Source organism: Cryobacterium luteum, assembly GCF_900110125.1.
GTDB lineage: Bacteria > Actinomycetota > Actinomycetes > Actinomycetales > Microbacteriaceae > Cryobacterium > Cryobacterium luteum.
In genome coordinates this window covers 1-11280 of record NZ_FOCN01000038.1, presented here as the reverse complement: position 1 = coordinate 11280, position 11280 = coordinate 1, and the positions used below count along the sequence as shown (strand labels likewise).

At 60.6% G+C, this 11280-nt stretch carries 12 protein-coding genes; 6 read left to right on the top strand and 6 right to left on the bottom strand.

Annotated features, from left to right (window positions below; all coding sequences use genetic code 11):
* Positions 1-290 (bottom strand): transposase (locus BMW72_RS17585; RefSeq protein WP_425266253.1); only part of this gene is annotated, 290 nt, incomplete at its 3' end.
* A gap of 409 nt (positions 291-699) precedes the next feature.
* Here BMW72_RS17585 and BMW72_RS17580 point away from each other — a divergent pair.
* Positions 700-1131 (top strand): hypothetical protein, encoded by a 432-nt coding sequence (locus BMW72_RS17580; RefSeq protein ID WP_092112881.1) that lies wholly within the window; start codon positions 700-702, stop codon positions 1129-1131.
* A gap of 558 nt (positions 1132-1689) precedes the next feature.
* On the opposite strand, the gene BMW72_RS19765 is transcribed toward BMW72_RS17580, so the two are convergent.
* Positions 1690-2082, bottom strand: coding sequence for a helix-turn-helix domain-containing protein (locus BMW72_RS19765; protein ID WP_166787690.1), 393 nt, complete (start codon positions 2080-2082; stop codon positions 1690-1692).
* Between the two features lie 438 nt (positions 2083-2520).
* Here BMW72_RS19765 and BMW72_RS17565 point away from each other — a divergent pair, with 438 nt between their 5' ends.
* The 3 genes from BMW72_RS17565 (at position 2521) to BMW72_RS19760 (ending at position 5218) form a co-directional block, all read left to right on the top strand.
* Complete coding sequence (locus tag BMW72_RS17565; RefSeq protein ID WP_241983837.1) at positions 2521-4041, top strand: MFS transporter; 1521 nt, start codon at positions 2521-2523, stop codon at positions 4039-4041.
* The gene (locus BMW72_RS17560; RefSeq protein ID WP_092112873.1) at positions 4038-4583 is read left to right on the top strand and encodes an NAD(P)H-dependent oxidoreductase; all 546 of its coding nucleotides are present in this window, start codon (positions 4038-4040) and stop codon (positions 4581-4583) included. Before BMW72_RS17565 ends, BMW72_RS17560 begins: the two co-directional genes overlap by 4 nt.
* A 233-nt stretch (positions 4584-4816) precedes the next feature.
* The gene (locus tag BMW72_RS19760) at positions 4817-5218 is read left to right on the top strand and encodes a putative immunity protein (protein WP_422386302.1); all 402 of its coding nucleotides are present in this window, start codon (positions 4817-4819) and stop codon (positions 5216-5218) included.
* 475 nt (positions 5219-5693) lie between these two features.
* Here BMW72_RS19760 and BMW72_RS17550 read toward each other — a convergent pair whose 3' ends face one another.
* Complete coding sequence (locus tag BMW72_RS17550) at positions 5694-6242, bottom strand: TetR/AcrR family transcriptional regulator (RefSeq protein WP_092112871.1); 549 nt, start codon at positions 6240-6242, stop codon at positions 5694-5696.
* A gap of 214 nt (positions 6243-6456) precedes the next feature.
* Here BMW72_RS17550 and BMW72_RS17545 point away from each other — a divergent pair, with 214 nt between their 5' ends.
* A complete protein-coding gene (locus BMW72_RS17545; RefSeq protein WP_092112869.1) occupies positions 6457-7023 on the top strand; it encodes a hypothetical protein in 567 nt (188 codons plus the stop codon).
* An 870-nt stretch (positions 7024-7893) separates the two neighbouring features.
* On the opposite strand, the gene BMW72_RS19640 is transcribed toward BMW72_RS17545, so the two are convergent.
* From BMW72_RS19640 to BMW72_RS17530, 3 genes are all read right to left on the bottom strand, one after another.
* Positions 7894-8256: a helix-turn-helix domain-containing protein gene (locus BMW72_RS19640; protein WP_338419442.1), complete on the bottom strand. Its 363-nt coding sequence runs from the start codon at positions 8254-8256 to the stop codon at positions 7894-7896.
* A 570-nt stretch (positions 8257-8826) separates the two neighbouring features.
* Positions 8827-9282, bottom strand: a complete 456-nt coding sequence (locus BMW72_RS17535) for a hypothetical protein (protein WP_198416324.1) — start codon at positions 9280-9282, stop codon at positions 8827-8829.
* A 96-nt stretch (positions 9283-9378) separates the two neighbouring features.
* Complete coding sequence (locus tag BMW72_RS17530; protein ID WP_198410974.1) at positions 9379-9678, bottom strand: hypothetical protein; 300 nt, start codon at positions 9676-9678, stop codon at positions 9379-9381.
* A 504-nt stretch (positions 9679-10182) separates the two neighbouring features.
* On the opposite strand from BMW72_RS17530, the gene BMW72_RS17525 reads away from it, so the two are divergent.
* Complete coding sequence (locus tag BMW72_RS17525; protein ID WP_092112865.1) at positions 10183-10629, top strand: hypothetical protein; 447 nt, start codon at positions 10183-10185, stop codon at positions 10627-10629.
* The last annotated feature ends 651 nt before the right edge of the window (positions 10630-11280 follow it).

Below are 11280 nucleotides of genomic sequence, written 5' to 3'. Positions count from 1 at the left end.
GCGGCCAACCAGCGAAACGCGACCACGTCCACGCAGACCCGTTCCAACTCGCGTGACGAGCGAACACCGACGCAATACCCGTAAAGCAGCACCCGGACCATCAGTCGAGGGTCGTAGGGCGGCTGGCCCTTCGACTTGGCGTAAGAGGCGTAGAACTTCTTCAGATCCAGCTGAGTTTCAACGATGTCCGCGATGAAACGGGACAGGTGATTCTGCGGCAGCCACTCATCCAACGACGGCGGCACCAACATCACCGCCGCCGGCTCAAACGTCCTAAACCGCTTGTTCACACCCGCGCCAGCCTCGACCCCGTCATCCACGACCACGTCCACGTCCACGTCCACGTGCTCAAGCTCCGCCGCGGGGAACAGGCCATCAGAATCGCTCATAATCAATTTTCCCAGACCAACACCCCAACCCCGGGAAATCGACCGGCGTTTTAAACTTTGGTACTACTGACCCACGCTCCTAGGGTTACAAGACATGAAATCATGTCGCAGATAATGCACCCTTGCGGCTGTTCTCGTCGGAAGGGACAAATGAGCACTCCGGTGCGCCTTGGCCGGGGAATCCCGACGAAACGAATCCCGACCGATTGCCGACCGCCCAATGGGCAAGGTCGGTGGTCCACATTCGGCCGCAGCGAACTGGCTCTGCGCGACTGTGCCCCAGTTCACACCAGTACCGTAGCCTCGAAACGTGATTGAGGAGCAGCCTGTAAGTGGGAGTGACGGCCAGTACCGCCGCGTGGTCGACCCGAGGACGCAGCTTGAGATGCTCGTGCCCGCGGAAATCCCAGACGATCGCGCCGTCGACCATGCCCGGCGGGAGCAAGCAGGCGAGCTGCACCGGATCCGGTTCTTCCTGGACTGGGGCCATGACTATCCGTTATGGGAGAGCTTCACTGACAAGTACGCAATGGAGCCGGACGATTATGGCATCTCCTCTGAACTGGGCCGACGCCTTAACGACTGGTCGCTTTTCTGGCAACGTCACTTTGACCCGTTTGACGGCTGGGACGAATCCAGGAATCAGACTCGATGGTTGACGACGGGAGATGAGTTAGTGCGTCTGCTTGAGGTTGAGGTCTATGACATCGCGGTGGTTTTGCCCCAATTCCGCCCCAGCTGAAGAAATCGCGTGCCGGAGGCTCTGGTGCAACTGTTCGCCGTAGCGCGCTCGAGATCGCTATTTACGGAATCTTAACTCGAGCACACGAGACGCCTCACAAGCCATGGGATGCGACACAGCCAAGCCTGGTCGATCGTCGGCAGCCGTCGGCTGGCCACAACGAGACGCTCGACGAACTACCCAGGTGCCGATAGGCACCATTGCTGGCATTTCTGCCGGGCGGAGTAAACGGACATCCCAAATACAACGTGCTGCGGGATCCGGGTCGCTGCGGACGCGCCCGCTGGCCGACGGGCACTTGCTTGAAACTGAATCAGGCCACCAAAACCCGTGCTCGGAAACCATCAGCTCGGAGCCAACGGGGGGAATCGATCCCGGTTGTGTCCGTAGCATGAAGCCTGCTCTTCACAGCGTCTGATCTCGACGGACCCATCCGATCGAAGCGATTGGAAAGCTACTGTTGCAATGACCGCGTGAAACCGCCCCATTGATCTGAGGCGAATACAGGGACTGGTAGATGCTTTCGTGCAGGACGTGCAGGACGTGCAGGACGTGCATCTAGGGCTGCCCGGGATAATCGAGGCGCAATTGGTGGCTGATCTGACGCGGGCTCCACTGCTCCAGCAGGAGTTTCTGAATCGCGTCCCGCAACAGAGGGCTCCCCGCTATCTTCCCCAGGCGCGGCCGTTTCCGTGCAGCATCGGCCAAGGCTTGGGCAGCGTGCGGTGCATAACGTTTCAGGCGTGGGGACCGATTTCGGATCACCTCACGGCTGACCGTCGACGGACTTCTCCCCAATCCGGCCGCGATCTGACGCAGGCTCTCGCCGGCTTGCAGTGCATCAGCGATATGGATCCGCTCTGGTTCGGATAGGTATCGCGACGAAATCGTCGGTGGCGTCTTTAGCGAGATCGGCGCGTAGGTCTTCGCGCGTCCTTGCGCGTTCGTCACTGTCCGCCGTGCCACCATCGCATGCCTGTACGCCGGTTGATGTTAAGTGTTCGGCGCGCCTCGACGTTGCTGATTCCTTGCCTCATCAGCTGAGCATATTTGTTGCGTGTCTCGACCATCGGCAGTGCGCCGGTGCCCTTTTGCCGCTTTCTTGGACTATCTAGCATCGCTTCTCCTGAACGTCAGGTGTTGCGACGTTGGCTAAAAACCGCTGTTCGCCAGAGGCTCCTCGGCAGGCCTCTACGCCGACGGTGTGGGCTCCCAGGCCAGGACTAGATCAACGAGCCCGGGGAATCGCTCATTGAGGTCACCCAGTCGAACCCGGCTGCGCCGCTCCAACCCGTATTGCCGTTGAGTGAGAACCCCCGCCTCGCGCAGTGCTTTGAAGTGATGCGTCAGTGTCGATTTAGGACGATCGAACCCGAACCAGCCACAGGTGTGGTCGAACTCATCGGAAGAGGTCAACAACCGCTGGACGATCGTGATCCGCAACGGCTCGGACAGGACAGCGAAGACCCTGTCGAGCCGGATTTCATCGGAGGCCGGCTCAGGAAGACCCGGCGGTCGTTCCCGTTCAGTGGGCGGGGTGACGTACGTCGGGGCAAGAAGATCCAGTGCATGAGGAGACATTGTTGTTCGACTTTTCTCGTACTAGGCGATAAGTTCGTCTTTATGCGAACTAGTACGAGTTTAGTCGGACAAGCCTTGGATGGCGAACGCACCAGCACCGCACCGAGACCATTCGGCAGGCCCAGTCGCGGTTTAGGCTGGTCCATCGCCGCAGCTGCAACGGTGACGGCGGTGTTCCTGCTTTCTAACTCGGCAACCCCCCTGTACGGACATTGGCAGGCCGAATGGGGGTTCGAGTCAGGCCTGCTGACAATCATCTTCGCGACGTACATCGTCGGCCTGGTCGCAGCATTGATCATCGCCGGACGCCTGGCAGACCGGTTCGGTCGCAAGGTGGTTCTTGTTCCGGGCTTGGCAGCGGCGGTGATTGCGTCGGTATTGTTTCTTGCTGCACAAGATGTGATGTGGCTGCTGGTCGCCCGGCTACTCGCCGGCGTCGCCGTCGGCACGGCCGTAACCGCAGGTATGGCCGCGGTGGTCGACCTCGCACCCGAACACCGCAAACGCACTAGTTCGCTCATCGCTTCTGTCTCGATGGTTTTCGGCGCCGGTCTCGGACCACTCCTGGCCGGCGGCCTCGCCGTGGCAGGATCACCCTCTACCCAACAACTCGTGTTCACCGTCGTATTGTGTGTCGAAGTCGCCGCGCTCCTCGTGGCGATCGTGCTTCCGCTGAAACGACCCGTCACACAGAACAAAGTTCGTCTGCTGGCTTGGCCATCGGCTCCGCGGGAAAACCGCCGCGAACTCCGATGGGGCATCGGCGCGTTTGCGCCGGGCATCACCGCCACATCCTTCGTGCTCTCCCTCGGCCCGACCGTGCTCGGCCACGTTGGCGCGCCAGGTGCCTTCGTGACCGGAGTGGTCGCCTGCGCCATGTTCCTGGTGGCCACCGGTATTCAGTTCGCGCTCGCCCGCCTGACCACTCGCGCTCACCTCGCACTGAGCTCGACCACCGCAATAGCTGCGATGATCTTCATGGTCCTGGCCGTCACAGTCGTACCGTTTGCTGCCGCCGCGATCATCGCAGCGCTCCTCGCTGGTGCCGCGCAAGGTCTCGGGCAACTCGCAGGCCTGTCGCTGATTGCCACGCACATCACCCCAGGAAAACGTGCAGAGTCCAACGCGGCCTTGAACATCGGGGGCTACATCCCTGCAAGCATCGCCTCAGTCCTGGTGGGATACGCAGCTGACGCGTTCGGTCTCTCCATCTCAGTCACCCTCTTTGCCTCAACCCTGACAGCCGCTGCGATAGTCGCACTCATCGCAACCGGCGTCAGCGTAAAGCGACACACTGCCGAGTCCGTCACCGAAGGAGAATCAGCATGACCCGCCCCCTCGTTATCGTCGCCCATCCTGACCTACCGTCCTCTCGCATCAACCAAGCGTGGCTCAAAGCCCTGAGGAGCAGCGACGATACCGACGTTCACATCCTTGGCGACGCCATCTCAAATTCACCGATGTGCGTAACCACTGAGCACGAGAGGTTGTCCGCGCACGACCGGATCATCCTGCAGTTTCCCATGCACTGGTACAGCGCACCGGCACTGCTCCACGCGTGGCTCGACGCAGTGCTTGAGCGCGGTTGGGCCTACGGGCCCGGGGGACGCGCATTGGAAGGCAAGGAACTCGGCATCGCCGTTTCCACTTGGTCCAGCGCTGAGGACTACTCCAAGCTCGGCCGGTACCACCGCACTCTCGACGAGCTCACCTCAGCCTTTGAGGTCACCGCAATCCGTGTCGGCATGACCTACCTCGGCGGTCACTTCCTCACTGGGGTCGGTCACATCACCGACGAACAGCTCACGGTCGACGCGCGTGAGTACGTCGCCTGGACCGTCCAGGCGACCGGAGCCTCTCCGCCCGCCTGACAAAGTCAGGCCGCTCCCTGCAACCGCCGCTCCTGCGGCTATGCGAGATACCTCCATCCTTCTGCAAACAGGAAACTGGCGAGGGGGGTGCACTCCGCTCGATGCAACACTCATGATTTCGCCGCAAGAAACGCGCACTCGACGCCACTCCTGGCGCTGTCTGTGAGACGCCTCGTAACCCATGGGATACAAGACGCTGACCCCGCTGGGGACCGGTGTAGGCAGTCAATTCGATGCGCCAAATAGCGATCACCGAATGCCACCAGAGAGCGCAAAAAATCACACACGTCCCAACTGCTGAAGCTCGCGGGCGTCGTTGCCGCGGAACTGGCTGCTCGCCAACGTTCAGTTTCGGGTGGCTGAGGATTCATGCAAGCGGACGGGACAATAGGGTCATGGCATCAGCGAGCGACGACTTCAACCTGACGATGAATGAGTTGCGAGCTGTGGTCCGATTCGCCGCCGAGAGTGCACAGACCGTGCTCGCGGAGTTCGAGGCCGACGCCCCAGACGACATACGTCCGCGCGAAGCACTCACCGCAGCACTGGCATTTGCTGGGGGAGCACCGCGAACGAACCTCCTACGAACAACCGCCTTTGCTGCTCATCGCGCAGCAAAGAGAGCGCCGACCTAGACTGCACAGTTGGCGGCGCTCGCTTGCGGCGATGCCGCGGCCGCCGCGTACCTTCACCCGATCGCGAGGGCGACGCAGGTCGGTCACATACTCCGGGCCGCTTCCTGTGCTGCGCGGGTCGACGAGCTGAAAGCGGGTGGCGATGAGAGCGTGGGCGGGGGAGCCATCAGTGCACTCGCAGCGCAAGCCACCCTTCCCATTCCCGATGTGCTTCGCCGGTATCCGGTCGCACCGCGGGGAAGCTCGCGACTGTCACAACTCATGAGCGCACTTGATGCTGCGATCAGGGACCGAAACTAGGACCCGAAAGCGATCCTGCCGAAACCACGTTTCAATACGGGCCACGTTTGTGGCATCCTTCGCGATGCCCGACCGCTGACGCCGCCGATGTGCCTCAGAACGCATGGGAGACAGAACAGGCATCCTGGAGTACCGACCGCTCCTAGCCGATACGTTCGGTGGTGCCCGCCACCGACTATGGAAGTTCACCGACCAGATACCGCTGCAATGTCGGCCCGATGAATGCGACGAGCTCGTCCCGACCCATCGAAACCATTGGTGGAAACGCCAGGATGTACCGGGCGAGCGCGAGCCCGAGCATCTGACTTGCGGCAAGTGCCGCCCGCTCCTCGACGCGATCGGTCCCAAGCGCAGCGACGATGGGCACGAGCTGAGCCCCGAAGATACCCCGCATGGCTGCGGATGCCTCGGCGTTCGTCACTCCGGAACGTAGCAGCACCCGCAGGCTCTCGTTGGCCTCCCATAATTCGAGGAAGTGCGCCGCCAGAGCTTCCCCGACGTAATCATGCGGCAGTGCTGCGAGATCGGGTAACTCGAGTGCGAACTCGCTCGCGTGCGCAAACAAGTTCTCTTTGCTGCCGAAGTACCGGATGACCATGGCAGCGTCGATCCCCGCCGCCGCTCCGATGGCGCGCACCGTGCTGCGCTCATAGCCGCGCTCGGCGAAGTGGGCGCGAGCGGCGGCGAGGATAGCGCGCCGGGTATGTTGCGATTTGTTCGTCATTCCTGTCATGCGGACAGCTTATGCCAACGATCGTTGACTTAAAATGCGGAACGTTTTAGCGTTAGTGACCATGACTAGCGATCCTGACATTTGGACCAAAGCCGTTCTCGTTGAGCCGTCAACGAGCGGCTTTGTGCACCTGGCGGTTTCCACGGGTGGCTGGCCGATTCCGCCGGCGATGCCGAGCGCAAAGAGACGGGCAGCAAGGAGGCTCATGCATGAGCTGGTGGACTCGATCCGCGGCGACGTGGTCGAGGCGACAGTGTTCACAGCACTTATCCGCGCACCGGGTGGTCGCGCGGCTGCCGCCGAAGTCGCGTACGACCTGGTGCTGCTCGTCGAGACTCATGATCTCGACGCCGCGCGCGAGCTCGTGGCATCAGACTCTTGGCGCACGCATGCCGTGCCAGTGATCGCGGCGGGCGCGGCGCACCTGCAGTTCGTCGCCGCTAACACTCGGCGAATCGCGCCCGTCGACCATTCGCGGGGCGGCGTGTTCCTGTTCAACTATTTCAGCGCCCCCACGGTCGAGGCCAATTTGTACGCGTGGCAGTACACGGCCGGTTGGTTCCAGGACCAGACCGGTCTCGACAACTCGACGGTGCTGCAGCCCGTCGACGATGGGCCGTTCTCGCTCGTCAACCACTGCCGCTGGGATCACCTGGTCGACGTCATGCCCGCTCTGGCGTGCAAGCGCAGCTTCGGAGAGTTCGTGTTGCGTGTGTTTCAGGAGAACGGCGTGAAGCCGCGTCCGCTGCTGTTTCGAATCAGCCGAAGCTGAACGTGGCCTAAGGTGTGTCTTTGAGAAAACCGTGGTGAGTCAGGCTGCGTTCAGTGGGATGAGTGTTGGTTCGTAGCCGAGGGATTGCATTTGACGAAGGAGGCGTTGTTCGGCTCGCAACGGTGAGGATTTCTGGGTCTGACAGTAGTCGTTGCATGGCTTGAGCGGGTGTGAAGCCGCGTGCGTGGTGAGCAGAGCCAGACTCCGGGGTGCAGCGGCAGCGAGTTCGCACCGCGATGAAACTGAACCAACCACCAGGAATCTATTCTGTCTACTGGACCCGCCGACTGACGTTGAAGGCAACGTTCAGAATTGTCTCGCGTACGGGCGACGGTGCCCGTGTCAACGACGCCGCATGTTGCCACACGCACAGCCAGGTTTCCAGCAAGGCTTTGTCGGCCTGCCCGCGGCTTCCCAATATGTCTCTACAAACTATGAATGTTTCCGTTCCGAGTTCGTCGTAGAGACAACTGAATGCGAACATATTTCCATGGGCTGTTTCGTCGAGCATTACCCGCAGGACCTCCGAGCGCGTCGTGGTACTGCCGAACGCAGCAAGGCCGTTTTTACGAGAAAATCTCATAACTGTAGTTAATCCCATTGGGGTGAAATCGTTCGGCGCTTGCAATCACGCACAATCACTAGTAGGCAGAAGGCTTGAACTTAGGCAGACTATGGTTCGTCGGGGGCGCGTCTTGCGACACCGTCTGGCGTTCAAATGTTCGCAGGCTCCGGCTGCGCGAAGCACGCGCAGTTGAAAAAATGAAGTAAGCAGGCTCTGAAACCACCCACGGTTGCGTCAGGAGAGCCCTATTTTCGGTCGGCGTTAACACCGACGTGGTTTGTGACCCCGATGCAGCTCTTGGGCATTTACGCGTCGAGCTCAGACATTCTTCGGTAGAGCGTGGCCCGGGACATACTGAGGTCCTTTGCGACTTGGGCTGCTGATTCGTCAGCATTGATGAGTCGGCGAGCGTTTTGGATCTGGCTATCAGTGAAGCGTGCTTGGCGCCCGCCGAGGTCTTTGCCGGCCGCGCGGCGTTTGCTGATGGTAGACGGACTGCTGCTCGAAAACGACAACGGGCACAGCCAAAAACACGGCCACGGGCGCTGAGCGCTGAGGGTGTCCGTCCATTCCACGTCTCGAAGGTTATGGCCCTCTGATCTGGCTCGTTTTCGACCTGTCCAGCTGGAAGGTCGCGCGCTTTTTGCCCCCTGTATTTTCGTCGTCATGACTGACCTTGTCCACTTTGTCCTGACGACTTCTTGGGCCTACGTTTACCTTCTGTTGGTTGGCCTCGTCCTCGTTGCTCTATCCACGCGTGTAAGTGAGGATAACGAGTCCTGGGTTTCCGAGCCCGCCCATAGCGCGAGACCGCCGTACCGCTGGGAAAAGGGCAGCAAACCAGATCACATCAGGACGAAGCATCGCTTCGAGAGGCGGGAAGCATCCCGCACCGCGTGTGCGCGCGGTGACCGCAAAGCATCTCCAGATTCGCCTGCAAGATAATGACCGGAGCAGTCGAGCCGCCGTATCACGGGGCAAGGCAACACCGACTGGGCCGCGTCTTGCTCTAGGCGCTCAGTCGGCGAAGCGGGTGAGGCGGCGCAGTCCGTCTTCGGTGAGGCCTTCCGCAGTCGGTTGAAGGGCGGTCTGGAGGCGGTCGCGGAGTGCCGGCGTTTCTCCGGGGGTTATTGGTTTTCGAGAGATACTGCGCGCTTTGTTTTTCCTGGTTAGAAGCTAATATGCGGTCGTGACGTGCGCGACTGGTGTAGTGCACGTGGGCTTTGTAAAGGTTCGGTTTAGCCTCTGCCGGTGTTGATTTGTGTCATGAGTTCGCGGTTGGCTCCGCGGGCGGCAGCAAGGTCCTGATTGCGTTGTTCGAGTGCCTCGCGGAAATCGATTATCACCGGTTCGAGTTCGGTGATTCGCGAGGTGAGCCGGTCGTAGTCGGCGGGTCCGCCCAGTCCGGCATCGCGCCAGGCTCTATGGCCGAGCTCTTGGGATAGTTGTATTTCGCACTGCTGAACTGTGTCTGTGAGGCGCTTCGCTCGGTGGTGAGCAGCGGCCAGATCGGCGATCAATGAAACCCTGCTGGAGGTGGGGCCGCGGGTAGGGTCATCGGACGGTTGCGATTGGATGGTGTGCAGTTGTTCGATGAGGTCGCGGTGACGATAGAGGAATGAACGGTCGACGCCTGCTCTGCGTGCAATGTCCGCAGCGCTGACGCTGGTGCCAGTGCCCAGCGTTTCGGACAACGCGGCCACCAACACGCACGCGTCGACGCTGGCTGTCTGAGCGGCGGCCCATGATGGCTGCGGCGGTCCGCACGCTTGGTGGCAGTCCGGCGAGGTTCATTGGCGTTCCAACCAAATATCGGGATGGGGCTGGCGGACCTGGGGCATCCCAAGTGACACGGTTCGGTGGCGGCGTGGAAGGGTCACGGTGACCTCAACTTCGGTGCGGTGCGCCGGGGTGAGCGGGTCAAGTCGGGCTTCGACCTTGCTGATCAGTTGGCGGATGCGGGTGATTTCGGTCTGGGACGGGAGCGCTTCGTCGCGGGCCCAGTCCTCCAAGTCCTGGGTGGCGAGTAATGTCTCGCGGTTGCGAAGCAGGTCAGCGAGGTGGGCGTTCAAGTCCGGCAGGTATGACACATCGGTGCGAAAATGGTCGCAGCCCACGCAGCGAAATTTCTAGGGACACGCATGGCCGTCGGCTTGAACGGTGGACGGTTCGGTGCAAACACCGAAGGGGACGATGACCTCACACGCGTCTGCCGACCTGTTCAGTCGCATCGTGCCGCAATTGCGCCCTAAGCCGGACGGCGGATTCAACCGCAGGGAGTGGCGGCGTCACTGTACGAACGGGTGTGGTTCGCCGGTGTGCGCAAGCCAGACGTCTTCCAGGCTCCTGATACGGTGAACAAAACTTAATCGAACGGGGAACTTATGAGTAGGGGAACGCTCTTCGCAGCCGTCGCAGCTCTGGCTGTGATCTTAACCGGTTGTTCCTCGATTGGGCCTCAGGCGAATATTCCGGCTCCAGCGGGTACCCCAACGATCACAGAAGAGAAAGGGACGAGCCCCGAGTCTCGTGCCCCGCCGGACCATTTGGTTGTGTCTGCGAGTAGTATTCAGGTCGTTCTGGACGATGGAACGATGGGTGATGAGTTCGGTTATTTCGAACCCATTGAACTGGTGGTCGCTGCGCTCACGGATGTGTTTGGGGGAGAACCCGTCATGACCAACTATGAAGGCATCCCTTCGGTGGACTACGACTGGAGCGGAGTGTCGATCGGCACGGACGGCCCTGCGCAACGTCCCACCAATCCGGAGCTCATCATGCGCGTCACGGCGGCAGAGGTCCATGGAATAGGGATCGAGACCGTTGACGGCATTCAAGTCGGTGATCCGGTAGCTGTTCTCGAAGTTGCAAATCCCTCACATCGTTGGCAGCGTGATGGCGTAGAGGAGTTGGTGATCAAGGTCAATTCGGTTCCTGTTACCCCTGAGGACAACGAGCGAACGTTTTCCGTGGAACTCAGGTCTTGTCCCGCTGACGGCCCCGTAACCCAATTTGCTGCCCCAATTAAGAACTTTGAATAGTGACCTATTGGCCGCCTGTATTCATTACCGATAGCGAGCCGTTGTAGTCGCTTAAATCTGGCAACGCCCAGCGGGACGTTTCGTGTTGACCAGGAAGGTCGACCTCCCGGCTGCGTGATCGGGTGATCGAACCAAAGCGATAACAGTCAGCACGCCAAGCGCCACCACTGGGTCACGCTTCCGAGGCTAAGCCCGGAGAAGAACTAGCCGGGGACACGATCAACTCCGTACTGCATCCATCCAAATAGTGACATTCCAGTTCTACAGGCCAGAGAGAAAAAGTCCCTGAAGCGTTGCGCTCAAACACGGCCTGACCGGTATCGTCTGAGAAATAGCACTGTGCTAGTGAGGGTTTCGCGCCTCCTCGGCGGCAGCAAGGGCGTGCCGCCGGGCAAGACGCCGGCGATGAGGAACGCGGTCAGCCCAGTGTGTGCACGCTTCGGCTCTTACCTGATCGAATCGAGTGTTGCGACGTCGGCTGGAATACGCCGCCGGCGATGGACAGGATGCTGCCGGAGACATACCGAGAATGGGCACGGGTACTGCTCCGGTGAGGCTAAGCCTCGATCCACCGGTCGAGTTGAGGTTGTGACGGCGCGTTAAATCGAGAATGCCTATCGGATCAGGAAAAATAGAACTTACTTAGGGTTC